The organism is Pseudoruegeria aquimaris, assembly GCF_900172235.1.
Lineage (GTDB): Bacteria > Pseudomonadota > Alphaproteobacteria > Rhodobacterales > Rhodobacteraceae > Pseudoruegeria > Pseudoruegeria aquimaris.
On sequence record NZ_FWFQ01000002.1, the window covers coordinates 165,940 to 192,675 of the forward strand.

Sequence of the window (26,736 nt, forward strand, 5' to 3'; positions counted from 1 at the left end):
CGGCCGCCCCGCCTGAACGTGCGTTCAAGGGCGTACCACCCAGCCGCAGCCCGACAGATCGCCGGCAATCCGCAGCAGCGGCGCGCGCTCGCCCACCTGAACCCGGCCAAGATGCGAAAGCCCGGCCACGTCCGCCGGGGCGGAGGTGGCCGCGCGCAAAGCATCCTCCAGCGGCACGCCAACTTCGCGGTGCAACACGCCCAGCGCCGTGACGAGATCGAGATCCGCCCCCGCCAGAGTGCCGTCGGCCAGCGTCAGCCGCCCGCCTTCGCGGCGGATCTCGCGGCCGTTCAGGGTGAAGCTCCGCTGGTCGGTGCCCGCCGGGGCCATGGCATCCGTCACCAGGAAGATCGGCGCCGGGCCCTGCTTGGCGCCCCAGGCGGCGCGGATCGCGGCCCGGTGCACGTGGATGCCGTCGGCGATCAGCCCGGCGGCGAGCCCGCCGTTGTCGAGCGCGGCCCCCACGACGCCGGGCGCGCGGTTGCCAAGCTGGCTCATGGCGTTGAACAGATGCGTCACGCAGGCAGCCCCGGCCTGCTGGTAGGCCATGGCTGTATCGTAGTCGGCGTCTGTGTGGCCGAGCGAAACGATGGCACCGGCCTGCGCAAGCGCGCGCACCTGCTCGGGCGTGGTGTTCTCAGGGGCCACGGTGATCATGAGTGCAGGCAGCGCCTCGGCGGCGGCCAGCAGCGCGGCGAGATCCGCTTCCTCCATCGGACGGATCAGGCCGGCCGAATGGGCGCCCTTGCGCGCCACCGAGAGATGCGGCCCTTCCAGATGCAGCCCGGCGATACCGGGCACGCCGGCCTCCACCGCCGCGACCGCCGCCGCGATGGCGGCCCGCGTCTGCTCGGCGGTATCGGTGATCAGCGTGGGCAGGATCGCCGCGGTGCCGAGCCCGATGTGGGCCTCGGCGATGGTCGCGAGCGTCTCGACCGTGGGCGCATCGTTGAACATCACCCCGCCACCGCCGTTGACCTGGAGATCCACGAAGCCGGGGCAGAGGATGTCCCCGCCAAGCTCCACCGAGGCGTCGGCCTCGGCTTCGAACGCCCCGTTGCCGAGCGCGAGCACCCGGCCGGCGTCGTCCAGCAGAAGCCCGGCCTCGGGCAGGAGGCGCGCGCCGTCGAACAGCGCGCCGCCGCGGTAGAGGGTGCGTTTCGCCATCAGACCGTTTCCGTCACTTTCTTGAGGTGGCGCGGGGCGTCCGGGTTGATGCCGCGCGTGGCGGCGACCTGCTCCACCATCGCGTAGAAGGAGACGATCAGCGCGATCGGATCAAGGAGCCAGTGGCCGGTGCGCTCGTGCGGGAGCACCCGCGCGCCGCCATGGGCCTTGTCGGAGGTCACGAAGACCTGCGCGCCCTTGCCCGCGATCTGCGCGGCCACGTCCACCAGCGCGCCCTCGGCGGCATCGGCGGCGGCAAAGCCGATCACCGGGAAATCCTGATCGACGATGGAGACCGGCCCGTGCAGCACCTCTGCGGAAGAATAGCTCTCGGCGTGGATCTGGCAGGTTTCCTTGAACTTCAGCGCCGCCTCGTTGGAGATCGCCCAGGACGGCCCGCGGCCCAGCGTATAGAGCGAAGAGCCGGTGATCGCCTCGACGGCCGGGCTCCAGTCGCAGCGCGTGGCGGCATCGAGTTGCGCGGGCAGCGCGCGGATGGCATCGAGCAGCGCCTTGTCCTGCTTCCATTCGGCCAGCAGCCAAAGCCCGCTGACGAGCGAGGTGACGAAGGTCTTGGTGGCGGCCACCGAAAGCTCCGGCCCGGCACAGATGCCCAGCGGGGCATTGGCCGTCTGCGCCAGCGGCGAGGCGAGATCGTTGGTGATGGCCACGGCATAGGCGCCGCCGGCGCGGGCGCTGCGCGTCATCTCCACGATGTCGGGGCTCTTGCCCGATTGCGACACCGAGATGCAGGCGGCGCGGGCCAGCTTCAGCTCGGCGCCGTAGACGGAGGCCACCGAGGGGCCGACGGAGGCCATGGGCAGGCCCAGAAGCAGCTCGCCGGCGTATTTCAGGTAGGTGCAGGCGTGATCGGAGGAGCCCCGCGCCACGGAGACGAGGAAGGCCGGATCGGCCGCGCGGATCGCTTCGGCGGCGGCGGCGATGCCACCCTGCCCTTCGCTCAGCAGGCGCTCGACGGCCGCCGGGATCTCTTCGATCTCGCGGCGCATCTGCGTGGTCTGTGCGTTCATCTCTTGTCCTTCGCGTTGGAAAGCCGCAGCTCGGCCACGAAATCGTAGGCATCGCCGCGGTAGGTGGATCGTGTGAATTCGGCCACCCGGCCGCTGGCCAGGTAGGAGGTACGCTGGATGCTCAGCCCGGCGACGCCCGGCTCCACGTCCAGCAGGGCCGCGTCATCCTCGTCGAGGTTGATGGCCGAGATCTTCTGGATGGCGCGCACCGGGCGCAGACCCTCCGCTTCCAGCACCTCGTAGAGCGAGGTTGTCACCAGAAGCGGGTTCGACAGGATGTCGGTGGGCAGCGCCGCGCGTTCGATGGCCATCGGCTTGCCGCCGGCCTCCCGGATCCGGGCGATGCGGGCCACCGATTCATCGGCCCCCAGCCCCAGCGCCACCATTTCCTCGGGCGAAGGCATGAACACGCCGCGCTCCAGCCAGGTGGAGCGCGTCTCCAGCCCGCGCCGCTGCATGTCCTCGGAGAAGGAGGTGAGCGCGGAGAGCGATTGCTCGACCCGCGGCGAGGCATCGCGCACGAAGGAGCCGGAGCCCTGCCGCTGCACGATCGCGCCCTTGGCCACCAGCTCCTGGATCGCCTTGCGCACCGTCACGCGGGAAAGCCCCGTCAGTTCGGCCAGTTCGCGCTCCGGCGGCAGCGAGGCGTTGGGCGCGAGGATGCCCTGCTCGATCGCCTCTTCCAGCCGCCGGCGCAGTTGCACGTAGCGCGGGCCGGTGCCCTGCCCGAGCCAATCCTGCGGGTTGAGAAATTCGGTGATCGTCATGGGGCCAATTCCTTGCTGAAATCCCGGGCCAGCGCGAGGGCGCCGTCCATCGTGCTGCCCGCGGGCGCCACGACACAGGCGCGCGCCGCTTCGGGGAGATATGCCGTGTAATGCGGGCCGATCCCACCGGTAAAACAGAGCGGCTCCCCGGCTTTCCAGCCGAGGTGGGCAAGGCTGCGCATGAGGTAGGCGGCGCCCTCCGCCATGATGGCACGCGCCACCGGATCGCCGCCCTCCGCCGCGGCCGTCACCCGGCGGGCCAGCGCGGCCACCTCGCGCGGCGGCGCCTCGAAGGCGAAGCTCACGATGTCCTGCGGGCCGCTGAATTGATCCGAAAGCCCGGAGATCACGGCGCTGCGCTCCACCACGCCGTCCTCGGCGTTCACCGCGGCGGCGAGCAACTGCCGGCCCACCCAGTAGGCGCTGGCCTCATCGCCCAGAACCGCCCCCCAGCCGCCGAGCACCCGCAGGCCGTCGGGCGCCTGCCGCCCCAGGAAGGAGCCGGTGCCGCAATGGGCGACGGCGCCGATGCGCGCGCCCAGCGCGCCACGGATGGCCGCGGGGCGGTCTTCATCGACGCGCACATAGGCGAGCGGCAGCGCCGCCGCCACCCGCTGCGCCATGCCCGCCCCCTTCACGCCGGCAAGGCCGACGAAGGCCGGCACCCTGCGCAGATCCGCGCCCGACAGGCCGGCGGCCGCCCCCAGGGCGGCGAGGCCCTCGCGCAGCACATCCATGGCCGCATCGAAACCGGTGGTCACATTGGCCGAGCCCAGTTCGACGGCATGGCGCGCGCCATGCCCCTCGATGAGGAACCGGCACCGGGTGCCGCCGCCGTCCACGGCAATGATGTGCGAGTCGTGCTTCATACGGACGTTGATACGATACCTTTCCGCCAATTTAAATACCTTTTAGATACCAAATTCACCAAAACACCCAATTTCCCTTTCAAAACAAGCCAGAAATGGGACCGGATCACAAAATGGTAGACAAATGGTATCTAAAAGGTATCCTAACGGAAATCTGGGAGGAGAATCGCATGGCAGCGCAGACCACGGAGAAACGGCACGCCGCATCGGCAGGGCTGGATCAACGCGATCCCGTCGAGGCGGCCGCCTTTCTCTACCGCGCCCAGGCCGAGGCCGCCGCGGCCGCGACGGCCTGCGCCCCCGCCCTGCCGCCCGCCGCCCGCGCGATGGCCCGCACGATCCGCGGCGGCGGCACGCTGCACTACGTGGCCGCCGGCTCCTCCGCGCTGATGGCGCTGGCCGATGCGCTGGAACTGGAGGGCACCTTCGGGATCGACCCCGCGCAGGTGCGCATCCACATGGCCGGCGGCGTGCCGCAGAACAGTTCCATGCCGGGCGGCACCGAGGATGACGCAGAGGCCGGCGCCGCCGCGGGCGCGCTCGCCGGCCCAGCCGATTGCGTGATCGCCCTCGCCGCCTCCGGGCGCACCCCCTATACATGCGCCGCCGCCGAAACGGCCCGCGATCGGGGCGCGGCGGTGATCGCCATCGCCAACAACGCCGACGCGCCGCTGCTGGCGCTGGCCAGCCACCCGATCCACCTGCCGACTCCGCCCGAACCCGTGGCCGGGGCCACCCGCATGGGGGCCGGCACCGCCCAGAAGATCGCGCTCAACACGCTCTCGACTCTGATGGCCATCGAACTCGGCCACGTCCACGACGGGCTGATGGTCAACGTGCAGGCCACCAACATCAAGCTGCGCGCACGCGCCGAGGGCATCGTCGCAGCAGCCGCACAAGTCTCGCCGGAGGCCGCCCGCGCGGCCCTGACCGCCGCGCAGGGCGCGGTGAAGCCGGCCATCCTGATCGCGCGAGGCGCCAACGACCTTGCCGATGCCGAGGCGCGCCTTGCCGCCGCGGGTGGCGTCCTGCGCCGCGCCTTCGCTCAATTCGAAACGCCGGACACACCGGCCTGACCAACCCAACCTGGAGGATACGATGAAAACCAGAAACGCCCTGCTGGCCCTGATGGCCAGCACCTGCCTCGCCGGCGCCGCCGCCGCGCAGGACACCACGATCACCATCGAAAGCTGGCGCAACGACGATCTCGCCCTGTGGCAGGAAAAGATCATCCCCGCCTTCGAGGCCGCCAACCCCGGCATCAAGGTGAAGTTCACGCCGTCCGCCCCGGCGGAATACAACGCGGTGCTGAACTCCAAGCTCGATGCGGGCTCCGCCGGCGATCTGATCACCTGCCGACCCTTCGACGCCTCGCTCGCGCTCTATGAAGCCGGGCACCTCGTCGATCTCTCCGATCTCGCCGCCATGGCCAACTTCTCCGACGTGGCCAAATCCGCCTGGCAGACCGACGACGGCTCCGCCACCTTCTGCGTGCCGATGGCCTCGGTGATCCACGGCTTCATCTACAACAAGGATGCCTTCGCCGAGCTGGGCCTCGAGGTTCCGGAAACCGAAGACGAATTCTTCGCCGTGCTGGACGCGATCAAGGAAGACGGCACCTACATCCCGATGGCCATGGGCACCAATGACCAGTGGGAAGCCGCCACCATGGGCTACAACAACATCGGCCCGAACTACTGGAAGGGCGAGGAAGGCCGCCTGGCGCTGATCAAGGGCGAGCAGAAGCTGACCGACGAAGCCTGGGTCGCGCCCTACGCGACGCTGGCCAGGTGGGGCGCCTACCTGGGCGACGGCTACGAAGCCCAGACCTACCCCGACAGCCAGAACCTCTTCACGCTGGGCCGCGCCGCCATCTACCCGGCCGGCTCCTGGGAGATCACCGGCTTCAACGCGCTGGCCGCTTTCGAGATGGGCGCCTTCAAGCCGCCGGTGAAGAACGCCGGCGACACCTGCTACATCTCCGACCACACCGACATCGCCATCGGCCTGAACGCCGCCTCCCCCAACATGGAAGCGGCCAAGACCTTCCTTGAGTGGGTCGGCTCCGAGGAGTTCGCCAACATCTACGCCAACGCCCTGCCGGGCTTCTTCTCGCTGTCGAACTTCGACGTGCCGATGGAAGATCCGCTGGCGCAGGAGTTCGTGAGCTGGCGCAGCGAGTGCGAAAGCACCATCCGCTCCACCTACCAGATCCTCTCCCGCGGGACCCCGAACCTCGAGAACGAGACCTGGGGCGCCTCCGTGGCCGCCATCAAGGGCACCGCGACGCCGGAAGAACTGGGCCAGAAACTCCAGGAAGGCCTCGCCTCCTGGTACGCACCGCAGCAGTAACCCCTCCCGTTGCTGCATCCGCTCCGGGCGCGCGCACCTGCGCGCCCGGGCACCTACAAGGAGGTTTTCCCAACATGCCCCGCATCCGCTGGCACATCGTGGTGTTCCTGGCTCCGGCCGTGCTCGTCTACACCGCCGTGATGATCTTTCCGCTGTTCAACACGCTGCGCCTCGCCCTCTACAGCGAGGTGGACCAGGCCCGCGTGTTCGTGGGCTTGCAGAACTTTCGCACGCTGTTCGGCGATCCGATCTGGTCCGAGGCGTTCTGGAACGCGCTCGGCAACAACTTCTGGTTCTTCCTGATCCACATGCTGGTGCAGAACCCGATCGGCATCGCCCTGGCGGCGATCCTGAGCCACCCGCGCCTGCGGTTCGCCGCGCTCTACCGCTCCGCCATCTTCATCCCCACGATCCTGAGCTTCGTGATCGTCGGTTTCGCCTGGAAGCTGATCCTCTCGCCGATCTGGGGCATCGCACCCAGCATGCTGGATGCGGTCGGCCTGAAATCGCTCTTCGCGCCGTGGCTCGGCAAAGAGGAATACGCGCTCACCACGCTGGCGCTGATCTCCGTCTGGCAGTTCGTCGGCATCCCGATGATGCTGATCTACGCCGCGCTGCTGTCGATCCCGGAAGAGATCCTTGAAGCCGGCGAGATCGACGGCATCACCGGCATGGCCGCCTTCTGGAAGATCAAGCTGCCGCTGATCCTGCCCTCCATCGGGATCATCTCGATCCTGACCTTCGTGGGCAACTTCAACGCCTTTGACCTGATCTACGCCGCGCAGGGCGCGCTGGCGGGGCCGGATTTCTCGACCGACATCCTCGGCACCTTCATGTATCGCACCTTCTTCGGCTTCCAGCTGCAGCTGGGCGATCCGCACATGGGGTCCGCCATCGCCGGGGCCATGTTCGCCATCATCCTCGTGGGCGTCTGCATCTACCTCTTCGGGATCCAGACCCGCCTGCGCCGCTACCAGCTGTGAGGACCTGAGACCATGCACAAGGCCCGCACCAACCCGATCAACCTCTTCGCGATGCACGGCGCGCTGATCCTCTACACGATCATTGCCCTCTTCCCCGTCTTCGTGATCCTCATCAACTCCTTCAAGACGCGAAAGGCCATCTTCCGCGAGCCCCTCGCCCTGCCCGATGCCGATACCTTCAGCCTGATCGGCTACCAGACGGTGATGAAGCAGGGGGATTTCTTCCTCTACTTCCAGAACTCGCTGATCGTGACGGTGGCCTCGCTGTTCTTCGTTCTGCTCTTCGGTGCCATGGCCGCCTTCGCGCTGGCCGAATATCGCTTCAAGGGCAACCTCTGGATGGGGCTCTACCTGGCGCTCGGGATCATGATCCCGATCCGCATCGGCACCGTGGCCATTCTTGAAATGATGGTCGCCACCGGGCTGGTGAACACGCTCTGGGCGCTGATCCTCGTCTATACCGCGCAGGGGCTGCCGCTGGCCGTCTTCATCCTGAGCGAGTTCATGCGGCAGGTGTCGGACGATCTGAAGAACGCCGGCCGCATCGACGGCCTGAGCGAATACACCATCTTCTTCCGCCTCGTGCTGCCGCTGGTGCGCCCGGCGATGGCGACGGTGGCGGTGTTCAACATGATCCCGATCTGGAACGACCTGTGGTTCCCGCTGATCCTGGCCCCGGCAGAGGAAACCAAGACGCTCACCCTCGGCTCGCAGGTGTTCATCGGGCAATTCGTGACCGATTGGAACGCGGTGCTCTCCGCGCTCTCCATGGCGATCCTGCCGGTGCTGATCCTCTACGTTATCTTCTCGCGCCAGCTCATTCGCGGCATCACCTCGGGGGCGGTGAAATGAGGCTGGAACGGATCTCGAACAGAGGGCTGCCACCGGCCGCGGGTGGGGGTAGAGCCCCCGCCCGTGGGGGCGGACGGGGGCTGCCCGGACCTCAAGCGGACCGGGCGATGGCATCCAACACAGGGCATTGCCCGTCCGTCGGGGGAGCGCATAGCGCCCGCCCGGGGGGGCGGACGGGCGCTGCCCGGCTCGCAAGCGCGCCGGGCGGTGTCCACAGCCTCCAAGGAGCCCGCCCATGACACGCGTTCTCATCGCAGGGCTTGGCAACATGGGGCTCTCCCACGCACTGGCCCACCATCATCACCCGAAGGCCGAGATCGTCGGCCTCGTGAACCGCTCGGGCCGCGTGGATCACCCCGATCTTTCCGCCTACCCGGCGTTCAGCGATTTCCACGCGGCGCTCGCGGCCACCAAGCCCGATCTCGTCGTCATCGCCACCTATTCCGACAGCCATGCCGCCTACGCCTGCGCGGCGATGGAGGCCGGGGCGCATGTCTTCGTGGAGAAGCCGCTCGCCACAACCGTGGCCGATGCCGAGCGCGTGGTGGCCTGCGCCAAGGCGACGGGGCGCAAGCTCGTCGTCGGCTACATCCTGCGCCATCATCCCTCCTGGGTGCGGCTCATCGAAGAGGCACGCGGGCTCGGCGGGCCCTACGTGTTCCGCCTGAACCTGAACCAGCAATCGACGGGTGCCGAATGGGAGACCCACAAGGCGCTGATGCAGACGACCAGCCCCATCGTGGACTGCGGCGTGCATTACGTGGACGTCATGTGCCAGATCACCGACGCCAAGCCGCTGCGCGTGCACGGCATGGGGCTGCGGCTCTCCGATGAGATCGCGCCCGACATGTACAACTACGGCCAGTTCCAGGTCATTTTTGATGACGGCTCCGTCGGCTGGTACGAAGCCGGCTGGGGCCCCATGATGAGCGAAACCGCCTTCTTCGTGAAGGATATCGTCTCGCCCAACGGCTCCGTTTCCATCACCGATGGCAACAAGGGCGCCAGCAGCGACATCGACGGCCATACCAGGGTCGGCGGGCTGCTCGTGCACACCGTCCAAGGCGACCGCACCATCGAGATGCCCGACGAGCCCGGCCACCAGCAGCTGTGCGACGCCGAGCAGGCCTACATGCTGCGCGCCATCACTGAGGACATCGATCTCACCCGCCACATGCAGGATGCCGTGCAATCGCTGCGCATCTGCCTTGCCGCCGACGAAAGCATTCGCTCCGGCCAACCCATCGATCTGAAAGAGGCCTGACATGACCGCCCTCTCCCTCACCAACGTCTGCAAATCCTTCGGCCCCGTGGAGGTGCTCAAAGACATCAACCTCGACGTGGAAGACGGCGAGTTCGTCGTCTTCGTCGGCCCCTCGGGCTGCGGCAAGTCCACCCTGCTGCGCGTCATCGCGGGGCTGGAAGATGCCACCTCCGGCGAGATCAACATCGCCGGGGAGCAGGTCAACACCACGCCTCCCGCCAAGCGCGGCATCGCCATGGTGTTCCAGTCCTACGCGCTCTACCCACATCTTACGGTGCGCGGAAACATGGCGCTGGCGCTGAAGCAGGCGAAGGTCGCCAAGGATGAGATCGAGGCCCGCGTGCAGGAGGCCAGCCGGATGCTGGATCTGGGCGCCTACCTCGACCGGCGGCCTTCAGAGCTGTCGGGCGGCCAGCGCCAACGGGTGGCCATCGGCCGCGCCATCGTGCGCCAGCCCAAGCTCTTCCTGTTCGACGAGCCGCTCTCCAACCTCGATGCCGCGCTGCGCATGAACACCCGCATCGAGATCGCCAACCTGCACCGCCAGCTTTCGGCCTCGATGATCTACGTCACCCACGACCAGACCGAGGCGATGACGCTCGCCGACAAGATCGTGGTGCTGCGCGACGGCCGCGTGGAGCAGATCGGCTCGCCGATGGAGCTCTACAACGATCCGGCCAACCAGTTCGTCGCCGGCTTCCTCGGCGCGCCGTCGATGAACTTCCTGCCCGCCGCGCGGGTGACGGACGGCGATCCGCGCACGCTGGGCATCCGCCCGGAAGACATCACGCTCAGTGCAGAAGGCCAACTGAAAGGCCGCGTGACCCACGTGGAGCACCTCGGCGGCGATACCAACCTGATCGTGGATGCCGACGGGCTGACTCTGACGGTGCGTCTGTTCGGGCAGAGCAACGTGGCGGTGGACGAGACCATCGGCCTCGGCTTCGCGCCGGAGAAGGCCTATTACTTCGACGCGGAAGGCCAGCGCGTGCGGTAGAAAACAGCCTAGATGTTACGCCCGGCGGCACGTCGGGCAGCCCCCGACCGCCCCCTCGGGCGGGGGGCCGCCCTCATCGTGCTATCCAACCAGACGAGATAGCCGAAGCCAATCTGTCCGGCGGATTGGCCCCGAAGCCAGACAGCAAGGCCCGGCACTGGGGGAGCGCCGGGCCTTGTTCATTCTGAAGCTTGTCGATACATCGGAGGGCAGCAAAGGCCCGCGGGGTGGCGCGAAAGCGCCGCCTGTTTGGCCGCAGGCAAACCTCTGGTTTGACGGGGCGGGTCGGCGCTGCCCGGGCCGCTGCACGCCCCGGGCTTAGAAGAAAAAGGCGGCCTCGAAGTGCCGCCTCTCCCAAATTACTTTCTGGCCCCTATCAGGCCAGCTCACCCGCCAGCGCGCTTTCGATCAGCGCGATGCTTTCCTCCACGCCGTAAAGCGCGATGAAGCCGCCGAAGCGCGGGCCCTGGCTGGCGCCCAGCAGCACCTCGTAGAGCGCGCCGAACCACTCGCGCAGGTTCTCGAACCCGTGGTTCTTGCCCACCGCGAAGACGAGCGATTGCAGATCGTCCGCATCCTCGAGGCCGAAGCCCGACAGATCGGCCTCCTGCCCCATGGCGGCGTTCTTCTTCTCGATCATCGCCTTGGCCACGTCCACGTCCTTCAGCGCGGCCACCAGATCGGCGAGCGCGGCGCGCTCCTGATCGGTGGGCGCACGGTAGACCTTCGCCGGCTTCACGAAATCATTGTAGTAGCGCACGGCAAAGCCCGCGGCCTGATCCATCTGCGGGTTGGCCTCGGGGCTGGCCTCAGGCGCATAGCGCTGGATGAAGCCCCAGAGCTTGTCCTTGTCCTCGGCGCCGGAGACCGACGCGAGGTTGAGCAGCATCGAGAAGGGCACCACCATGTCCGACTGCGGCACGTCGCCGGCGTGGATGTGCCACACCGGGTTGTTCAGCTGCGCCTTCAGATCCTGCCCGTGGTAGGCGCGCAGCTGCTGGTGATACTCGTCCACCGCCTTCGGGATCACGTCGAAATGCATCCGCTTGGCCGTTTTCGGCTTCTGGTACATGAAGTAGGCCAGGCTCTCGGTGGAGGCATAGGTCAGCCATTCGTCGATCGACACGCCGTTGCCCGAGGATTTGGAGATCTTCTGGCCGTTCTCGTCGAGGAACAACTCGTAGGTGAAATGCTCCGGCGCCGGCCAGCCGAGGATGCGGCAGATGCTGTCGTAGATCGGCGTGTTGGTGGAGTGATCCTTGCCGTACATCTCGAAATCGACTTCAAGCGCCGCCCAGCGCGCGCCGAAATCTGGCTTCCACTGCAGCTTCACGTTGCCACCGGTGACGGGCAGCGTCCACTCCCGGCCGTCTTCGTCGTCGAAGGTGATCGTGTGGTTTTCCGCATCCACCTTCTTCATCGGCACGTAGAGCACGCGGCCGGTCTCCGGGTGGATCGGCAGGAAGATGGAATAGGTCTGGCGGCGCTCCTCGCGCAGGGATTTCAGCATGACCTCCATGATGGCGTCATACTTCTCGCAGGCGCGTTTCAGGATCTCGTCGAAAGCGCCGGAACGGTAGAATTCCGTGGCCGAATAGAATTCGTAGTCGAACCCGAAAGTATCGAGGAACCGCCGCAGCATGGCGTTGTTGTGGTGGCCGAAGCTTTCGTATTCGCCGAAGGGATCGGGCACCGAGGTCAGCGGCTTCTGGAGGTGCTCCTGCAGCATCTCCTGGTTGGGCACGTTGCCCGGCACCTTGCGCATCCCGTCCAGATCGTCGGAGAAGCAGATGAGCTTCGTCGGGATGTCGCTGATCACCTCGAAGGCATTGCGGATCATCGTGGTGCGGGCGACCTCGCCGAAGGTGCCGATGTGGGGCAGGCCCGAGGGGCCGTAGCCGGTTTCGAACAGCACGTAGCCCTTCTCGGGGGGCTGCTTCCTGTAGCGTTTGAGCACCCGGCGCGCTTCCTCGAAGGGCCAGGCTTTCGAACTCATTGCAGTCTCGCGAAGATCAGACATCGTGCTAGCTTTTCCTTTGCGTCGCGGCCCCATGCCGCAACGCAGGTGTCCTATGCTTCGGGCCGCGCAAGGTCAACACGGGCCTGCATGGGGCGCGGTGAAATTCACGCCGCCCCGGACAGCACGACGCGGCGTCCCTCCCGCGCCGCCCGCTTCACCGCTTCCAGAACCTGCAGGGTGCGCAGCCCCTCTTCGCCGCTCACCAGCGGCTCGGCCCGGCCGGCGATCACCGCGGCGAAATGATCGAGTTGCGCCTCCAGCGGATCGCGCTGCGCCGAAGGCAGCGCCTCGCGGCGGATGGGCGCCCACCAGCTGCGTTCTTCGGGGTGATGCCAGAGCCCGAGATCGGGCACCGAGAGCGCACCGTGGGTGCCCGCGATGGTGTAGGCCGGCACGTCGGTCTTCGGGTAGGCCGGGTTCTCGCCGGCGGCGAATTCCCAGCTCCACGGCGAGACGGCGCAATCCGAGATCGACACCGTGCCCAGCGCGCCGCTTTCGAACTCCAGCAGCATCGCCGCCGTATCCTCTACAGCAAAGCCGCGCACCGCGCTGCTTTCCACCGCCTGGACCGCCGCCACCTCGCCGCAGAGATGGCGCAGAAGATCCAGATCGTGGATCAGGTTGATGAAGACGGGCCCCGCCCCCTCCTGCCGCCGCCAGTCGGGCGCGAAATAGGCGTCGGGTTTGTAGAGCCAGAACAGGGCGTTCACCGCCACGATGCGCCCCAGCCGGCCTGCCTCGATGGCGGCCTTGGCCGCCGCGATGAGCGGGTTGTGGCGGCGGTGGTGCCCCACGAGGATCGGCACCTGCGCCGTGCGCGCCGCATCGACGAGCCGCCGCGCATCCTCCACCCGGTCCGCGATCGGCTTTTCCACCAGCACCGGAATGCCCCGCGCCACGCAGGCCAGCGCCTGTGCCACGTGCAGCTGGTTGGGGGAGGCCAGCAGAACGCCGTCGGGCTTCACCCCGTCGAGCGCGGCCTCCAGATCGTCGAAGAGCGGCACGGCGGCGGCCTCGGCCACGCCCCGCGCCGCGGGGGCCGGGTCCGCGATGGCGGCCAGCCAGCCGCGCGCCTGCAACATCGCGATATGACGTTGGCCGATCAGGCCGGCGCCGACGACGAGAATGCGTGGTGAGTTCATGCGAAGATGTCCTTGAAGGGGCCGATGCACTGGCGGAAGCCCGCCTCGAAATCCCCGTTGCCGGGGTGGTAGACGCTCTCGAAGGAGATGACGCCGCTGTAGCCATCCGCCCTCAGCGCCTGCGCGATCGGGGCGAATTGGTCGGCAAGCTGCCCCTGCCCCATCGGGCGCACTTCGAGATGGGCGCGCGGCGTATCCACCTGCACGTCCTTGATGTGCACATGCCCGAGATAGCCGCCCCTCACCTCCTCGTAGCCATCTGGCCAGGCGCGTTCGTGGCACCAGCAGTTGTTGGCCGGATCCCAGAGCACCTTCAACACGTCCTGCGCGCCGAGATCGTCGATCAGGCGGCGGGCGGTGTGGTTGGAATTGACCATGGTGCCGTTGCCGGTTTCCACCACCAGCGTCACCCCCGCATCGCGCGCCATCTCGCAGGCCGGTGCGATCAGCGGCAGGCAGGCCTCCCAGGCGCCCCTGGCCACGTTCCAGACCTCGGCCCCATGCGCGCCCCAGAGGATCTGCTCCTTCCTGGGCGTCATGATCCGCACCAGCGGCGCGCCGAGGACATGGGCCATGTCGATCACCCGCTTCAGCGCCTCCATATGGGCCCGATGCAGCGCGTCACCGGGCCGGTTGGCCACCGTCACCCCCGCGAAGACGTGGCGCGACAGGCAACTGACGGGCTTGCCCCTGTCACGCAGGAGCCTGTCGATCTCCGCCACTTCCCGTGGGCTGTGATCGCCCACTTCCTTCTCGCCGACGAATTGCAGCTCGGCATGGGTGAGGCCGAATTCGTCCATCACGTCGAGCGCATGGGAGAGGTCGCGGCTGATGCCGTCACAGATCACGCCAAGATCCATCGCTCCCTCCTACCGGTGCAGCTCGGCGCCCACGATCTCTTCGATCATGCGCGCGCAGGCCCAGTTGTCGCCTTCGGGAAACCGAGATTTCCCGGCGTGGAAGATCTGCATCGCGGCCGCCGCCGTGTGCAGCGGCACCTCCAGCTCCTGTCCGAGATCCATCGAGATCGTCAGATCCTTGTGCATCGTGCCGATGCCGGAGCCGGTGCCGGCAAACTTGCGGTCGATGATGTTTTCCAGCGCGGTGTTGGCGCAGCCGCAGCCCGCCGACGAGGTGGAGACGACGTTGAAGAGCGTTTCGCCCGCCACGCCGGCTCTGGCCGCCAGAACCGCCGCCTCGAAGGTGGCCGAGAAGATCGAGCCGATCAGCGATTGCAGCACGGCCTTGACGGTCTGCCCCTGCCCCGGCGCCTCCCCGACGCGGTGGATCACCGCCGAGACGGCCTCCATGACCGGCGCGAAACGGTCCAGCACCTCCGCGGGCGCGGCGGCCATCATCGTGAGCGTGCCGTTCTGCGCGCCGGGAAAGCCGCCCGACACCGGCGTGTCGATCAGGTGCAGACCCGTGCCCGCCATCGCCGCCCCGATCTCGCGCGCTTCCCGCGGCCTGATCGTGGCCGACAGGATCACGGCCCCGCCGGGCGCCATGCTGTCCACGAGCCCGCCCTGCCCGAGGATCACCTCGCGGGCCTGATCGCCGTTCATCACCATCACGAACACCGCGTCAGACGCGGCCCCCACGGCGGCGACGGACTCCGCCGCCGCGCCGCCCATCTCCGCGAGTGCCGCGCAGCGCGCAGCGCTCAGATCGTAGCCCGTGGTGGCAAAGCCCGCCGCGATCAGATTCTTCGCCAGACCGCTGCCCATGTCTCCTAGGCCGATGACCCCTGCTGTCTTCATGATCGTCTCTCCTCCCTGCGTCCCGGCCCCACCTTAGCGCCCCGCAGCCGGCGTGACAGGCATTTTCCCGACATTGCACGCACGTCGGCCGCCCGGCGCGCAAACCGGGGCGCATTGCCCTCTGGCCCTTCTCGGCCGTGGCCACTATCCTGCCGGCCAGTCAACACTCGTGGAGAAACCTTCGTGTCCCAAGTGCCCCCCACCCTGACCCCGCAGGATTGCCTCGTCGCCATCATGATCGCCGAATCCGCCTCCGACGAGGTGGTGCGCACGAGCGAGCTGGTGACGATCCAGCGGATCGTGAACCATTTCCCCGTGTTCCAGAACTACGACCAGGACAGGATGAGCACCGTCAGCAACATCGTCTTCGATCTTCTGGAAGAGGAAGACGGGCTGGACGCGCTCTTCGGTCTCGTGCGCGAGAACCTGCCCGAGCAGCTCTTCGAAACCGCCTATGCGATGGCCTGCGACGTGGCCGCGGCGGACGGCACCCTGCACGGGCCGGAGCTGCGCCTGCTGGAAGAGATCCGCTACGAGCTGAACATCGACCGGCTCCACGCCGCCGCCATCGAGCGCGGCGCACGCGCCCGCCACATGACGCTGAACGGGTGATCGTTTCGGCGGCGAAAGCCGCCGATCCGCCGGCTTTCCCGGAGCTGCCGTCCGTTTTCGCTTGACTGTTATGTAATAACGTTACTTCTTGCGACGCACAGCGAAGCGAAGCACCGGGATAGCAGATCATGATCGACGTCGAAAACGCAACCTTCAGCTGGGCGCCCCGAACGGCGGCCGCGCCCGGCACCGGCGTGTTGGACATCGCAAGCTTCCACCTCGACGCGGGCGAGACCGCCTTCCTGCACGGGCCTTCGGGCTGCGGCAAATCCACCTTCCTCGGCCTCGTGGCCGGGGTGCTTCAGGCGCAGGGCGGCACCGTGCGTGTGGACGGCACCGATCTGGGCAGCCTGAGCGCCCCCGCGCGGGATCGCTTCCGGGCGGACCGCATGGGCGTGATCTTCCAGATGTTCAACCTGCTGCCCTATCTCTCGGTGCTGGACAACGTATTGCTGGCGGTGCGCTTCTCCGAACGCCGCCACGCCGCCCTGGGGGCGCAGGCCAAGGACGAAGCGCTTCGCCTGCTCGCCCATCTGCGCATGGATGCCCCGGAGCTTCTCGCCGCCCCGGTGGCGCGCCTGAGCGTGGGGCAGCAGCAGCGCGTGGCGGCCGCCCGCGCCCTTCTGGGCCGCCCGCCCGTCGTGCTGGCGGACGAGCCGACGTCGGCGCTGGACGAGGAGGTGAAGGCCGAATTCATCGACCTGCTGCTGGCCGAATGCGCCGAAGCCGGCAGCACGCTGCTCTTCGTGAGCCACGATCCCCGCCTCGCCGGCCGCTTCGACCGGGCCGTCGAATTCCGTGATCTCGCCGCCGGGAGGGCCGCCGCATGATCGCCCTGGCCTACCGCTCCCTGCTCAACCGCCGCTTCACGCTCCTGCTCACCGTTCTGGCCATCGCGCTCTCGGTGGCGCTGCTGCTGGGCATCGAACGCCTGCGCCAGCAGGCCCGCGACGGCTTCACCAATGCCGTCTCGGGGACCGATCTGATCATCGCCGCCCGCGGCAACGATCTCCAGATCCTGCTCGCCACCGTCTTCGGCATCGGCTCCACCAGCAACACGCTGGACTGGGAGGCCTTCGAAGCCATCCACACCATGCCCGAAGTGGCCTGGGCCGTGCCGATCTCGCAGGGGGACAACCACAAGGGCCACCCGGTGATCGGCACCGAGGCCGCCTATTTCGACCACTTCCGATACGGAAACCGCCAGCCCCTGCGCATGGCGCAGGGCACGGTGTTCGACGCGCCCGACGAGGCGGTCGTGGGCGCCGATGTCGCCGCGCAACTCGGCTACGGGCTGGGCACCGTGATCGTGAACGCCCACGGGGCGGGCGATGTCTCCTTCGACGTGCACGACGATGCCCCCTTCACAATCACCGGCATCCTCGCAGCCACGGGCACCCCGGTGGACCGCATGGTCTTCGTGCCGCTGGAGGGCTTCGACCGGATCCACGAAGGCTATGGCGCGGTGCCGGAAGCAGCCGATCCATTCGCGGAAGCCGCGCCCCGCGCCCCCGCTTCGGATCTCGGCGCCCCGGCAAAGGAAGGCCAAGACCACGCCGAAGCCGAGCATGACGCACACGCGCACGGCGAAACCGGGCACGCCGAAGAGCACGCGCATGAGGACCATGCCGAGGACGACCACGACCACGCCGACCACGCCGAAACCAGCAATGACTCACATGCGAACGGCGAAACCGGGCACGCGGAAGACCACGCGCATGCGGACCATGCCGAGGATGACCACGACCACGCGGACCACGCCGAAGCCGAGCAAGAGGCACACGCGCACGGCGAAACCGGACACGCCGACGAGCACGCGCATGAGGGACATTCCGAGGCGGAGCACGCCGACGCGGAGCACTCGGACGAGGCCCACCATCATCACGATCATGAGCCGGGCGCGGTGAACGCGGCCTTCGTCGGGCTGACTTCGCCGACGGCCGTTCTGTCGGTGCAGCGGCGCATCAACGAATACGCCGGCGCGCCGCTGACCGCCGTTATGCCCGCCGTGTCGCTCCAGGGCCTTTGGCAGATCACCGGCGTGGCCGAAGACACGCTGCGCCTGATGTCCTGGGCGGTGGTGGCGGCCGGGCTGATCGGGCTCGTCGTGATGCTGGCGGCCACGCTGGAGGGGCGCCGGCGCGAGTTCGCGATCCTGCGCGCCGTGGGCGCCACGCCGGGCATGATCATGCGCCTGATCCTCGGCGAAGCGCTGCTGATCACGACCTTGGGAATTTGCGCCGGCATCCTTCTGCTCTACGCTTTGCAGGCGGTGGCCGCGCCGATGCTGGCGCAGCAGTTCGGCCTGCGCATGGGCTGGGCCTTTTCCGGCCGCGAGCTGGCTCTCGTGGCCGCCGTGCTCGGCGCCGCGCTGATCGCGAGCCTGCCGCCGGCATGGCGCACCTACAGGGCCACGCTGGCGGACGGGTTGACGCCGCGCCTGTGACGGGGTGAACTCCGCCCCCGGGGGGGGGGGCATCCCCCGTGGCATCGGGTCCGGTAGCCCGGAGCCGAGGAAGAAGGAAGAGACCGAGTGAAACGCATTCTGATCGCCGCGGGCCTGTCGCTCATGCTGGCCGCCCCCGTCGCGGCCACCGAGAGCGAAACCGTCTACTGGGACGGGCTGCTCCCGGTGATGGAGCCCTACGAGGATCCCTTTCTCGAACTGACCTACGAGGATCTCGCCGATCTGCGCTTCATCTACGACTACGAGCAGGACCCCGAGAAATTCGCCGAGTTCGAAGACTACCCGGCACAGGTCGAGGAAGCCCGCGCGCGCCTCACCGCGCAGGGGCTCGACATCGCCTACCTCTTCAGCATGCGCGACGTGGTGCGGGAAAAGCGGCGCCAGGCCTACGAGGGCGTGAACGAAAGCCTGATCGGCAAGACGGTGCGGATGCCCGGCTACATGCTGCCGCTCCAGCTGGACGGCCGCAAGACGACGGAATTCCTGCTGGTGCCCACCGTGGGGGCCTGCATCCACACCCCGCCGCCGGCACCCAACCAGGTCGTCTACGTGAGCTATCCGGAAGGGATCGAGATCACCGGGCTCTACACCCCCGTCTGGATCACCGGCCCGATGCTCGGCCAATCCTCCCGGCAGGAGGTCAACCTCGTGGACGGCCAGGCGAGCGTGGACGTCGCCTACCGCATCGATGCGCTGAAGGTCGAACCCTACGAATAGGCGCCGGGCGGAGCAGAGCGGTGGCGCGGCGAGGCCCCCTGCCCCGCCGCGACCCAAACGCCCGCGATGCTAGTCGTAGGTGTGCATCACGTCATACATGACCGGCTCGAAACTCCTGCACAGATCGTTGATCACCCGGTTGCGCTTGCGCATCTCCTCGGTGCGCAGCATCGCCTGGAAATCCTCCCGCCGCCGCCACTGCGAATAATTGGCGATCCGCGTCTGCGCATCGTTCACGTGCAGCCCGGCCGCGATGAAACCGGGCTGGTGGCGGATCACGTTTTCATAGGCATCCTGGAGATGATCGAGCAGATCCTGACAGGATCCGGGCGTCACGTCGAACGTGGTGATGACGGTTTGCAGCTCTGCGCCGGCGGCGATCTTGGGCATGGGGCCTCCTCCCTCGCTGGATCTTGATGCTGCAAGCTTGGCAGCTTTCGCCGCGCCCGCCTAGGGCAAAGCGCAGCCGGCCAAGGGTGCGCGGGCGCCGGCGCGGCGCCTAGGCATCGTAGAGGCTGGCCCAGCGCAGGATGAGCCGCTGTTGCAGGCGCCGGGAGCGCCGCGCCCAGGCGCGCCCGCCTTCGGGGCGTTCGCGCGCCTCCGGCGGCAGCGCAGCGCGCCTGTCCAGATCGGCGGTGAAGATGGCGAAGGTCAGATCCCGCCCCCCCGGGGTGGTGGCGTAGCCCGCAAGCGCGGAGACGAAGTTGAGCGTGCCCGTCTTCGCCGCGATCTTCACCGGGTGGCCCTTGATGATCTCGTTCTTCTCGTTGCGCACGGGGATGGGCTTGAGCATCGGGCGCAGCTGGCCCGCAGGGGCGTTCTGCATCGCCTTCACCATGTCGCGCGCGGAAATGCGGGAGCGATCGCCGAGCCCGGAGTGATCCACCATCCGCGCGTGCTGCACGCCCAGCCGCTCGGCCAGCCAGCCCGACATCCGCGCCGCGCTCTCGGCAAGCCCCGCCGGCTGCGGACCGAGCGCGCCGCTGGCCGCCAGCCCCGCGGCCTCGGCGGTGATGTTGGTGGAATATTTCAGCATGCCGCGCAGCACCTCGGGCAGCGGCGCGCCGCTGTGCTCGGCCAGCGGCCGCGCCCCGGCCGGAAGCGTTTCCACCTGCCCGGCTTCCGGCAGGCTCAGCCCCTGGGCGGCGGCGATGGTGCGGAACACTTCGCCGGCATACATCGCCGGGTTGCGCACCGGCAGCCACCGCGCCCCGCCGTTGCCCAGCGCCCCGCGCGCCACCGTCCAGTGATCCTCCCCGCCCTGCGCGGCATAGGTGTAGATCGGCAGGCGGCGGTCCACCACGCGCATCTTGGCGATGGAAACCGCCGGGTTGAAGCGCTTGGCGCGGGCGTCCATCGTGACGTCGTAGCCGCCGCCGGCGCGTTTCCACTCGAAATGGACACGGTTGAAATTCAGGTTCAGGCCGCAGATCGCCGGGTTGTACCCGAGGTGATCGGGCTGGCCGTCATCGATATGGTGCACGAAGGGCAGCGCGCCGGCATAGACGCGGAAAGCGCCCTCAAGGCGGGTGACCCCGGCCGCCTGCAGGGCCGCCACCAGATCGCCCAGATCGTCGGTGCCCAGCACCGGATCGCCGCCACCGGCGAGAATGAGATCGCCGCGCAGCACGCCCCCCTCCAGCGGCCCCGTCGCCAGAAGGCGGGTGCGGAAACGGTGCTCCGCGCCCAGCGCATCCAGCGCGTAGAGCGCCGTCAGCGATTTCGCGACGCTCGCCGGAGGCAGGGCCAGGAGCGGGTTGTGCACGTCCAGAACCTCGCCGGTGGCGCTGTCCATCACAAGGAAGCCGACGTCGCCGCCCAGTTTCGCGGCGCGGATCAGCGCATCGGCCGAAGGCACCAGCCCCGCGCCCGGCTTCGCTCCGCGCGGCAGCGGCCGCAGGGAGGTGACGGGCGCATTGCCGAGGGCCTGCGTCGCGGCGCCGGAAAGGGCCGCGCCGAGGAAGAAACGCCGGGAAAACTGCCTGCTCATGAGCCGAGTAAACGCGAGCCCCGGCAGCGCTGCAAGCACGGGATTATCACTTTTCATTGCGCAGGCGCACCGCTAGCGTCCGGCTCATGATCCGCGCCGCCCTCCTGATGCTTCTCGCCATGTCGCTGATCCCGCTGGGAGACACGGCAGGCAAGCTGCTGATCACCCGCCACGGGGTGAGCCCGTGGTTCGTGGCGTGGAGCCGTTTCGCGATCGGTGCGCTGGCGATGCTGCCCTTCCTCGGCTCTACCTTCCGCCCCCGCCTGATGGCCGACGGGCGCATCTGGCTGCGCGGGATGCTGATCGTGGGCGGGATCTGCGCGATCCTCACCGCCCTGTCGACGGAGCCGCTGCCCAATGTTTTCGGCGCCTTCTTCATCGGCCCCGTGATTTCCTACGGGTTGTCGGTCTGGCTTCTGAAGGAACGGCCCGAAGCCGCGCGCATCGCCCTGCTGGGGCTCGGCTTTCTCGGGGTGCTGATGGTCGTCAAACCCGGTTTCGGCATGACGCCGGGGCTCGGTTTCGCGGTGCTGGCGGGCTGCTTCTACGGCGCCTTCCTGACCGCGAGCCGCTGGCTGGCGGGCGTGGCGCGGCCCCGCGGGCTGCTGTTTTCCCAGCTTCTGGTGGGCGCACTCGTGCTCGCACCCGCCGGGCTTTCCCACCTGCCGCAGGCCACGGCGCCGGTGGCCGCGCTGGCCCTGCTTTCCGCCCTGGCGAGCATGGCCGGAAACCTGCTCCTGGTGGTCGTCTACCGCATGGCGCCGGCCACGCGGATGGCGCCCTTCGTCTATTTCCAGCTCGTCGCCGCGACGGGGCTCGGGCTGGCCGTGTTCGGCGATCTGCCCGATGCCGTGGCCCTTGCAGGGCTGGCGCTGCTGGTGGCCTCGGGCCTCGCCGGCCTCTGGCCGCGGCTCACGCCCACGCCCCCTGCGCCCGGATCGCGGTAGAGGAGAGATCCACCATCGGCACGTTGATGAAGCACCAGGCCGGCGGCGGCGCCATGGGCAGGCGGTGGCTTTCGCGGCCCCGCAGCTGCGCGGTGCGGAACCGGTTGGCCGCCGGCGACAGCCGTGCCGAGATCCGATCTCCCGGGCGGGCGATCACCCCCACGGGCAGGCTCGCCATGATCGTGCTCCAGCGGTCCCAGCGGTGGAAGGAGGCGAGGTTGTCGGCCCCCATCAGCCAGGTGAAGCGCACGCCGGGGTAGTGCCGGAACAGGGCGGTCAGGGTTTCGGCGGTGTAGCGTGTGCCGACGCGGGCCTCGAAATCCGTGACCCGGATGCGCGGATGATCCACCAGCGCCCGGCAGGCGGCGAGCCGTTTCTCCAGCGGCGCCGGGCCGCGCGCCTTCAGCGGGTTGCCCGGCGACACCAGCCACCAGACCTGATCGAGCCCGAACCGCGTGAGCGCCGCGCGGGTGATGTGCAGGTGCCCGGCATGGGGCGGATCGAACGATCCTCCCAGCAGGCCGATCTTCTGGCCCCGTCCGGCCATGGGAAACCCTGTGCGCATCTTCGCCCCTTCTCGCTGGCGCGCACCCTAGGCGGCGGGCCCGGGGAATGTCCAGAGCGCCACGCCCGCAGCAGGGCCTCATCCGGGCCGCCGGGCGATTTTGCCATTGTCCCGCGCCGCCCGCGCCCCTAAAAAGCACGCCAAATCCGCGAATTCCGAAGCGAAAGGGCCCCAGATGGCAGCCTATCAATACGTCTACCACATGGACGGTGTCTCCAAGACATACCCCGGTGGCAAGAAATGCTTTGAAAACATCCGCCTGAGCTTCCTGCCGGGCGTGAAGATCGGCGTCGTCGGCGTCAACGGCGCCGGCAAATCCACCCTGCTGAAGATCATGGCAGGGCTGGACAAGGACTTCACCGGCGAGGCCTGGGCGGCCGAGGGCGCCAAGGTCGGCTACCTGCCGCAGGAGCCGGAACTGGACCCCTCGCTGGACGTGCGCGGCAACGTGATGCTGGGCGTGGCCGAGAAGAAGGCCATCCTTGACCGCTACAACGAGCTGGCGATGAACTACTCCGACGAGACCGCGGAGGAGATGGCCAAGCTGCAGGACGAGATCGACGCCCAGAACCTCTGGGATCTCGACGCGCAGATCGACGTTTCGATGGAAGCCCTGCGCTGCCCGCCGGACGATGCCGACGTCACCACCCTCTCCGGCGGCGAGAAACGCCGCGTGGCGCTGTGCAAGCTGCTGCTGGAAGCGCCCGACATGCTGCTGCTCGACGAGCCGACCAACCATCTGGACGCCGAGACGATCGCCTGGCTGCAACAGCACCTGATCGACTACAAGGGCACCATCCTGATCGTCACCCACGACCGCTACTTCCTCGATGACATCACCGGCTGGATCCTCGAACTGGACCGCGGCCGCGGCATTCCCTACGAGGGCAACTACTCCAGCTGGCTGGAGCAGAAGGCCAAGCGGCTGGAGCAGGAAGCCCGCGAGGACAAATCCAAGCAGAAGACGCTGGAGCGCGAGCTGGAATGGATGCGCGCCTCGCCCAAGGCCCGCCAGGCCAAGTCCAAGGCCCGGATCAACGCCTACAACGAACTGGCCAACCAGTCCGAGCGCGAGAAGCTTTCGCGCGCGCAGATCATCATCCCCAACGGGCCGCGCCTCGGCTCCAAGGTGATCGAGGTCGAGGGGCTGAAGAAGGCCATGGGCGACAAGCTGCTGATCGAGAACCTCAGCTTCTCGCTGCCGCCGGGCGGCATCGTCGGCGTGATCGGCCCCAACGGCGCCGGCAAGACCACCCTCTTCCGCATGCTCACCGGCCAGGAACAGCCCGACGAGGGCAGCATCACCTACGGCGACACGGTGCAGCTCTCCTACGTGGACCAGACCCGCGACGAGCTGGACGATGACGCCACCGTATGGGAGGCCATCGCCGACGGGCTGGACGTGATCCAGCTGGGCGACGCCGAAGTGAACGCCCGAGCCTATTGCTCGGCCTTCAACTTCAAGGGCTCGACCCAGCAGAAGAAGGTCTCGCTGCTCTCGGGCGGGGAGCGCAACCGCGTGCACATGGCGCGCCTGCTGCGCTCCGGCGGCAACGTGCTGCTGCTCGACGAACCGACCAACGATCTGGACGTCGAGACCCTGCGGGCACTGGAAGACGCGCTGGTGGATTTCGCCGGATGCGCCGTGGTCATCTCGCACGACCGCTTCTTCCTCGACCGGATCTGCACCCACATCCTCGCCTTCGAAGGCGATGCCCACGTGGAGTGGTTCGAAGGCAACTTCGAAGATTACGAGGAAGACAAGAAGCGCCGGCTTGGCCCGGATGCGCTGGAGCCCAAGCGGCTCAAGCACAAGAAGTTCACGCGCTGACGGACTGAAAAGGCGGGCCAAGGCCCGCCTTTTTCATGTTTCGGAGCGGCTGGATCAGCGCAGTGCAGTGGCATCGCCGGGCGAGCCTTCCCCCGGATCGCTGCCGCCGGGGCCACCGGGGCCGGAGGGCGCGCCGTTCTGGCTGTCCACCGGGCCGACGCCGATGCCGAAGTTGAAGCTCGACCAATCGGTGTTCAGCATTCCGATATCGGCGCCGATGAAGAAATCGTCGTCGATGTAGGCCACGCCGACGTTGGGCCGGAGTTGCTGGGCGGAAAACAGGTAGTCCAGCCCGATGGTCGCGGCGGCTTCGCCGGATTCATCGTTGGAGAAGGCCTTCACGCCGATGGCCACGCCCTCACCGAACACCCATGACAGGTTGATGGAGGCCGTCGGATCGGCCAGCGCGATGCCCGGAGAGATCAGGGCGGCGGCAGCGGTGCTGCACAGCAGCCGCTTGGGAAATTCCAGTGCCATAATGGTCCTCGTCAGAAATTCAAAAGAAATTATGGCCCGCACCCTAGCATGAAATTTACCTTACGGTAAGGAATTTGCCCCCTCGGCCTTCTTCGCCGGTTTGCGCGCCCCGCTTCCCGCCTTGCGCCTCCACGGCTTCGGATGTTCAACTGCGGTGAGAACAAGGGGGGCCACGCCATGGCCGGCATGGGATCGGAGACGGAGATCGAGGAAGGGGCGCTGTTTGCGACGCAGCTGTTTTCCCGGCAACTGCCTGCCTCCGAAAGCGCCGCCCTGAACGCCGCGCTTCTGTTCGCCATCAAGGATCTGTTCGAGGCCGACCGCACGGGGATCGAACGCTCCAACCTGCGCGCGCTCGGCGGCTGGCACAGCCAGCTGGGCCTGCACCGGCAGCCCGCCTTTGCTCCGCTCGTGACCCATATCGACGCTTTCGCGGCCGAGATCTCCCGGCGCAACGGCTACAGCACGCGCCATCGCCTCGCCATCACCGGCATGTGGGCCATCGTCAACGCGCCCGGCAGCTACAACCAGACCCATGTCCACCCCGGCAGCCACTGGAGCGGCGCCTATTACGTGCAGGCGCCCGAGGGCAGCGGGGACATCACCTTCACCGACCCGCGCACCGAGGCGATGATGCAGCCCCTGCTGCACGAAGGCCCGCGCCCGGAAGCGCTGAGGCATCACGTGAGCGTCCCCCCGGTCGCAGGCCGGATGCTGATGTTTCCAAGCTGGCTGCAGCACGGCGTGAAGCCCAACCTGAGCCGCGCCCGGGGCGGCGCGGCGGAGCGCGTGGTGACCAGCTTCAACCTGAGCCAGCAGCCGCTTTCCGGGCCGCCCGCCGCCTGATGCCCGCCTCCCTTCGCTGCGCTGCGCATTGACAGCGGCAGGTACGATACCTCAACATTCCGCCATAACCTGTTGTTTGTATGAGTATCCAAAGATGCAGAGACGCAAATTCATTTCCGCCGCCCTGGCCGGATCGGCCACCCTTGCAACGGCGCTGGCCGCGCCCGCACGGGCACAGGGCACCGCGGCGAAGACGCCTTTCGAACTGCCCGAGCAGTTCAAGCCCCAATACGTGAAGATCAAGAAGGAATATGCCCCGGGGCAGATCCTGATCGTGCCGCAGACCCATTTCCTCTACCACGTCGTGGAGCCGGGCAAGGCGGTGCGCTACGGGGTGGGCGTCGGCCGGGCCGGGCTGGCCTTCCACGGCACCGCCACCATCGACGTGAAGAAGGAATGGCCAACCTGGCGGCCGACGCAGGAGATGATCGAGCGCGAGCCGCGCACCTATGCGAGGTTTGCCGACAGCGACTACGTCCAGCCCGGCGGCCCCGGCAACCCGCTGGGCGCACGCGCGCTCTACCTGTTCCAGAACGGTGTGAACACCTACTACGCGATCCACGGCACCACCCAGCCAAGCTCGATCGGCCGCTCGGTCTCCAACGGCTGCATCCGGATGCTCAATTCGCACGTGATCCACCTCTATGACCGCGTGCCGGTGGGCACCACCGTCACCGTGCTCTGACGCGCCCGCCGCCGCTGCGCGCGCCACGCCATCCGCGCCCGCCAAACCAGATCCCGTGCAAAGCCAGTTCCCGAGAAAAGAAAACGGGGGAGCTGATTGCGCAGCTCCCCCAGACCCGGGGCCGGCAGAGGTTTCGCCGGCCATGCATTTCCCGCAAGCGCGGGCTGGCAAAGACGCTGTCTGCCCGTGAGGGCCTTCAACGGAGCCGTCCCCTTCCGCCGCTATTGAATGCGGCTTCCCCTGGTGGAATTGGCGCGGGCTCTTGCCTTGCATGTTCGTGTGGCGCGCCGCTTCTATCATCCCCAGGCAACGCTGCCATCACACTGGTCTCGCCTTCGGCGAGCTTGGCTTTCCATGCAATCTCGCCGAAGCATATGTGCTATCGGGCGAACGGA

The 26,736-nt window shown here is 67.9% G+C and carries 26 protein-coding genes; 14 read left to right on the forward strand and 12 right to left on the reverse strand.

Annotated features, from left to right (window positions below; translation table 11 throughout):
- Window positions 1–24 precede the first annotated feature (24 nt).
- From nagA to PSA7680_RS02195, 4 genes are read right to left on the reverse strand one after another with little or no spacing between them, the layout of a single operon-like run.
- On the reverse strand, window positions 25–1,167 hold the full coding sequence (nagA, locus tag PSA7680_RS02180) for an N-acetylglucosamine-6-phosphate deacetylase (protein ID WP_217808312.1): 1,143 nt from the start codon (window positions 1,165–1,167) through the stop codon (window positions 25–27).
- The gene (locus PSA7680_RS02185) at window positions 1,167–2,198 is read right to left on the reverse strand and encodes an SIS domain-containing protein (protein WP_085867018.1); all 1,032 of its coding nucleotides are present in this window, start codon (window positions 2,196–2,198) and stop codon (window positions 1,167–1,169) included. The genes nagA and PSA7680_RS02185 overlap by 1 nt, the downstream gene beginning before the upstream one ends.
- The gene (locus PSA7680_RS02190; protein WP_085867019.1) at window positions 2,195–2,965 is read right to left on the reverse strand and encodes a GntR family transcriptional regulator; all 771 of its coding nucleotides are present in this window, start codon (window positions 2,963–2,965) and stop codon (window positions 2,195–2,197) included. The genes PSA7680_RS02185 and PSA7680_RS02190 overlap by 4 nt, the downstream gene beginning before the upstream one ends.
- Complete coding sequence (locus tag PSA7680_RS02195) at window positions 2,962–3,834, reverse strand: glucosamine kinase nucleotide-binding domain-containing protein (protein ID WP_085867020.1); 873 nt, start codon at window positions 3,832–3,834, stop codon at window positions 2,962–2,964. The genes PSA7680_RS02190 and PSA7680_RS02195 overlap by 4 nt, the downstream gene beginning before the upstream one ends.
- A 170-nt stretch (window positions 3,835–4,004) precedes the next feature.
- On the opposite strand from PSA7680_RS02195, the gene PSA7680_RS02200 reads away from it, so the two are divergent.
- The 6 genes from PSA7680_RS02200 to PSA7680_RS02225 all read left to right on the forward strand — a co-directional run bounded on the left by PSA7680_RS02200 (window position 4,005) and on the right by PSA7680_RS02225 (window position 10,282).
- Complete coding sequence (locus PSA7680_RS02200) at window positions 4,005–4,910, forward strand: N-acetylmuramic acid 6-phosphate etherase (protein ID WP_085867021.1); 906 nt, start codon at window positions 4,005–4,007, stop codon at window positions 4,908–4,910.
- A 22-nt stretch (window positions 4,911–4,932) separates the two neighbouring features.
- Entirely contained in the window at window positions 4,933–6,186 is a 1,254-nt protein-coding gene (locus PSA7680_RS02205; RefSeq protein WP_085867022.1) for an ABC transporter substrate-binding protein, read from the forward strand.
- A 74-nt stretch (window positions 6,187–6,260) separates the two neighbouring features.
- A complete protein-coding gene (locus tag PSA7680_RS02210; protein ID WP_085867023.1) occupies window positions 6,261–7,169 on the forward strand; it encodes a carbohydrate ABC transporter permease in 909 nt (302 codons plus the stop codon).
- A 12-nt stretch (window positions 7,170–7,181) separates the two neighbouring features.
- Window positions 7,182–8,021 carry a carbohydrate ABC transporter permease gene (locus PSA7680_RS02215; protein WP_085867024.1) on the forward strand — a complete coding sequence of 280 codons (840 nt, stop codon included), beginning with the start codon at window positions 7,182–7,184 and terminating at the stop codon, window positions 8,019–8,021.
- 235 nt (window positions 8,022–8,256) lie between these two features.
- A complete protein-coding gene (locus PSA7680_RS02220; RefSeq protein ID WP_085867025.1) occupies window positions 8,257–9,285 on the forward strand; it encodes a Gfo/Idh/MocA family protein in 1,029 nt (342 codons plus the stop codon).
- Window position 9,286: 1 nt separating this feature from the next.
- A complete protein-coding gene (locus tag PSA7680_RS02225) occupies window positions 9,287–10,282 on the forward strand; it encodes an ABC transporter ATP-binding protein (protein WP_085867026.1) in 996 nt (331 codons plus the stop codon).
- 376 nt (window positions 10,283–10,658) lie between these two features.
- On the opposite strand, the gene PSA7680_RS02230 is transcribed toward PSA7680_RS02225, so the two are convergent.
- The 4 genes from PSA7680_RS02230 to PSA7680_RS02245 form a co-directional block, all read right to left on the reverse strand.
- On the reverse strand, window positions 10,659–12,302 hold the full coding sequence (locus tag PSA7680_RS02230) for a lysine--tRNA ligase (protein ID WP_085867027.1): 1,644 nt from the start codon (window positions 12,300–12,302) through the stop codon (window positions 10,659–10,661).
- Between the two features lie 104 nt (window positions 12,303–12,406).
- On the reverse strand, window positions 12,407–13,444 hold the full coding sequence (locus PSA7680_RS02235; protein WP_085867028.1) for a Gfo/Idh/MocA family protein: 1,038 nt from the start codon (window positions 13,442–13,444) through the stop codon (window positions 12,407–12,409).
- Entirely contained in the window at window positions 13,441–14,304 is an 864-nt protein-coding gene (locus PSA7680_RS02240; protein ID WP_085867029.1) for a sugar phosphate isomerase/epimerase family protein, read from the reverse strand. The genes PSA7680_RS02235 and PSA7680_RS02240 overlap by 4 nt, the downstream gene beginning before the upstream one ends.
- A 9-nt stretch (window positions 14,305–14,313) precedes the next feature.
- The gene (locus PSA7680_RS02245) at window positions 14,314–15,207 is read right to left on the reverse strand and encodes an NAD(P)-dependent oxidoreductase (protein ID WP_370738522.1); all 894 of its coding nucleotides are present in this window, start codon (window positions 15,205–15,207) and stop codon (window positions 14,314–14,316) included.
- A gap of 231 nt (window positions 15,208–15,438) precedes the next feature.
- Here PSA7680_RS02245 and PSA7680_RS02250 point away from each other — a divergent pair, with 231 nt between their 5' ends.
- The 4 genes from PSA7680_RS02250 to PSA7680_RS02265 all read left to right on the forward strand — a co-directional run bounded on the left by PSA7680_RS02250 (window position 15,439) and on the right by PSA7680_RS02265 (window position 19,000).
- Entirely contained in the window at window positions 15,439–15,816 is a 378-nt protein-coding gene (locus PSA7680_RS02250; protein ID WP_085867137.1) for a tellurite resistance TerB family protein, read from the forward strand.
- 128 nt (window positions 15,817–15,944) lie between these two features.
- Window positions 15,945–16,646 carry an ABC transporter ATP-binding protein gene (locus PSA7680_RS02255; protein WP_085867031.1) on the forward strand — a complete coding sequence of 234 codons (702 nt, stop codon included), beginning with the start codon at window positions 15,945–15,947 and terminating at the stop codon, window positions 16,644–16,646.
- Window positions 16,643–18,262 (forward strand): ABC transporter permease, encoded by a 1,620-nt coding sequence (locus PSA7680_RS18670; protein WP_085867032.1) that lies wholly within the window; start codon window positions 16,643–16,645, stop codon window positions 18,260–18,262. Before PSA7680_RS02255 ends, PSA7680_RS18670 begins: the two co-directional genes overlap by 4 nt.
- Window positions 18,263–18,349: 87 nt before the next feature.
- Window positions 18,350–19,000 carry a DUF3299 domain-containing protein gene (locus PSA7680_RS02265; RefSeq protein ID WP_085867033.1) on the forward strand — a complete coding sequence of 217 codons (651 nt, stop codon included), beginning with the start codon at window positions 18,350–18,352 and terminating at the stop codon, window positions 18,998–19,000.
- Window positions 19,001–19,069: 69 nt separating this feature from the next.
- On the opposite strand, the gene PSA7680_RS02270 is transcribed toward PSA7680_RS02265, so the two are convergent.
- Complete coding sequence (locus tag PSA7680_RS02270) at window positions 19,070–19,390, reverse strand: antibiotic biosynthesis monooxygenase family protein (RefSeq protein WP_085867034.1); 321 nt, start codon at window positions 19,388–19,390, stop codon at window positions 19,070–19,072.
- Window positions 19,391–19,499: 109 nt separating this feature from the next.
- Entirely contained in the window at window positions 19,500–20,990 is a 1,491-nt protein-coding gene (dacB, locus tag PSA7680_RS02275) for a D-alanyl-D-alanine carboxypeptidase/D-alanyl-D-alanine endopeptidase (RefSeq protein ID WP_085867035.1), read from the reverse strand.
- 86 nt (window positions 20,991–21,076) lie between these two features.
- Here dacB and PSA7680_RS02280 point away from each other — a divergent pair, with 86 nt between their 5' ends.
- A complete protein-coding gene (locus PSA7680_RS02280) occupies window positions 21,077–21,937 on the forward strand; it encodes a DMT family transporter (protein ID WP_085867036.1) in 861 nt (286 codons plus the stop codon).
- Here the strand turns inward: PSA7680_RS02280 and PSA7680_RS02285 are convergent.
- On the reverse strand, window positions 21,903–22,502 hold the full coding sequence (locus PSA7680_RS02285) for a nicotinate-nucleotide adenylyltransferase (protein WP_085867037.1): 600 nt from the start codon (window positions 22,500–22,502) through the stop codon (window positions 21,903–21,905). The genes PSA7680_RS02280 and PSA7680_RS02285 overlap by 35 nt on opposite strands.
- A 175-nt stretch (window positions 22,503–22,677) precedes the next feature.
- Here PSA7680_RS02285 and ettA point away from each other — a divergent pair, with 175 nt between their 5' ends.
- The gene (gene ettA / locus PSA7680_RS02290; protein ID WP_085867038.1) at window positions 22,678–24,333 is read left to right on the forward strand and encodes an energy-dependent translational throttle protein EttA; all 1,656 of its coding nucleotides are present in this window, start codon (window positions 22,678–22,680) and stop codon (window positions 24,331–24,333) included.
- Between the two features lie 54 nt (window positions 24,334–24,387).
- Here ettA and PSA7680_RS02295 read toward each other — a convergent pair whose 3' ends face one another.
- On the reverse strand, window positions 24,388–24,810 hold the full coding sequence (locus PSA7680_RS02295) for a hypothetical protein (protein ID WP_085867039.1): 423 nt from the start codon (window positions 24,808–24,810) through the stop codon (window positions 24,388–24,390).
- Window positions 24,811–24,987: 177 nt separating this feature from the next.
- Between PSA7680_RS02295 and PSA7680_RS02300 the strand changes: the two genes are divergently transcribed.
- On the forward strand, window positions 24,988–25,656 hold the full coding sequence (locus PSA7680_RS02300) for a TIGR02466 family protein (protein ID WP_176244062.1): 669 nt from the start codon (window positions 24,988–24,990) through the stop codon (window positions 25,654–25,656).
- Window positions 25,657–25,750: 94 nt separating this feature from the next.
- Window positions 25,751–26,341, forward strand: coding sequence for a L,D-transpeptidase (locus PSA7680_RS02305; protein WP_085867041.1), 591 nt, complete (start codon window positions 25,751–25,753; stop codon window positions 26,339–26,341).
- The last annotated feature ends 395 nt before the right edge of the window (window positions 26,342–26,736 follow it).

Coding starts and splice junctions, on each gene's coding strand:
- PSA7680_RS02220 (WP_085867025.1), top strand. CDS start 8,257: ATGACACGCGTTCTCATCGCAGGGCTTGGCAACATGGGGCTCTCCCAC.
- PSA7680_RS02210 (WP_085867023.1), top strand. CDS start 6,261: ATGCCCCGCATCCGCTGGCACATCGTGGTGTTCCTGGCTCCGGCCGTG.
- ettA (WP_085867038.1), top strand. CDS start 22,678: ATGGCAGCCTATCAATACGTCTACCACATGGACGGTGTCTCCAAGACA.
- nagA (WP_217808312.1), bottom strand. CDS start 1,167: ATGGCGAAACGCACCCTCTACCGCGGCGGCGCGCTGTTCGACGGCGCG.
- PSA7680_RS02185 (WP_085867018.1), bottom strand. CDS start 2,198: ATGAACGCACAGACCACGCAGATGCGCCGCGAGATCGAAGAGATCCCG.
- PSA7680_RS02300 (WP_176244062.1), top strand. CDS start 24,988: ATGGCCGGCATGGGATCGGAGACGGAGATCGAGGAAGGGGCGCTGTTT.
- PSA7680_RS02225 (WP_085867026.1), top strand. CDS start 9,287: ATGACCGCCCTCTCCCTCACCAACGTCTGCAAATCCTTCGGCCCCGTG.
- PSA7680_RS02305 (WP_085867041.1), top strand. CDS start 25,751: ATGCAGAGACGCAAATTCATTTCCGCCGCCCTGGCCGGATCGGCCACC.
- PSA7680_RS02280 (WP_085867036.1), top strand. CDS start 21,077: ATGATCCGCGCCGCCCTCCTGATGCTTCTCGCCATGTCGCTGATCCCG.
- dacB (WP_085867035.1), bottom strand. CDS start 20,990: ATGAGCAGGCAGTTTTCCCGGCGTTTCTTCCTCGGCGCGGCCCTTTCC.
- PSA7680_RS02195 (WP_085867020.1), bottom strand. CDS start 3,834: ATGAAGCACGACTCGCACATCATTGCCGTGGACGGCGGCGGCACCCGG.
- PSA7680_RS02230 (WP_085867027.1), bottom strand. CDS start 12,302: ATGTCTGATCTTCGCGAGACTGCAATGAGTTCGAAAGCCTGGCCCTTC.
- PSA7680_RS02205 (WP_085867022.1), top strand. CDS start 4,933: ATGAAAACCAGAAACGCCCTGCTGGCCCTGATGGCCAGCACCTGCCTC.
- PSA7680_RS02285 (WP_085867037.1), bottom strand. CDS start 22,502: ATGCGCACAGGGTTTCCCATGGCCGGACGGGGCCAGAAGATCGGCCTG.
- PSA7680_RS02255 (WP_085867031.1), top strand. CDS start 15,945: ATGATCGACGTCGAAAACGCAACCTTCAGCTGGGCGCCCCGAACGGCG.
- PSA7680_RS02250 (WP_085867137.1), top strand. CDS start 15,439: ATGATCGCCGAATCCGCCTCCGACGAGGTGGTGCGCACGAGCGAGCTG.
- PSA7680_RS02235 (WP_085867028.1), bottom strand. CDS start 13,444: ATGAACTCACCACGCATTCTCGTCGTCGGCGCCGGCCTGATCGGCCAA.
- PSA7680_RS02270 (WP_085867034.1), bottom strand. CDS start 19,390: ATGCCCAAGATCGCCGCCGGCGCAGAGCTGCAAACCGTCATCACCACG.
- PSA7680_RS02240 (WP_085867029.1), bottom strand. CDS start 14,304: ATGGATCTTGGCGTGATCTGTGACGGCATCAGCCGCGACCTCTCCCAT.
- PSA7680_RS02190 (WP_085867019.1), bottom strand. CDS start 2,965: ATGACGATCACCGAATTTCTCAACCCGCAGGATTGGCTCGGGCAGGGC.
- PSA7680_RS02200 (WP_085867021.1), top strand. CDS start 4,005: ATGGCAGCGCAGACCACGGAGAAACGGCACGCCGCATCGGCAGGGCTG.
- PSA7680_RS02295 (WP_085867039.1), bottom strand. CDS start 24,810: ATGGCACTGGAATTTCCCAAGCGGCTGCTGTGCAGCACCGCTGCCGCC.
- PSA7680_RS18670 (WP_085867032.1), top strand. CDS start 16,643: ATGATCGCCCTGGCCTACCGCTCCCTGCTCAACCGCCGCTTCACGCTC.
- PSA7680_RS02215 (WP_085867024.1), top strand. CDS start 7,182: ATGCACAAGGCCCGCACCAACCCGATCAACCTCTTCGCGATGCACGGC.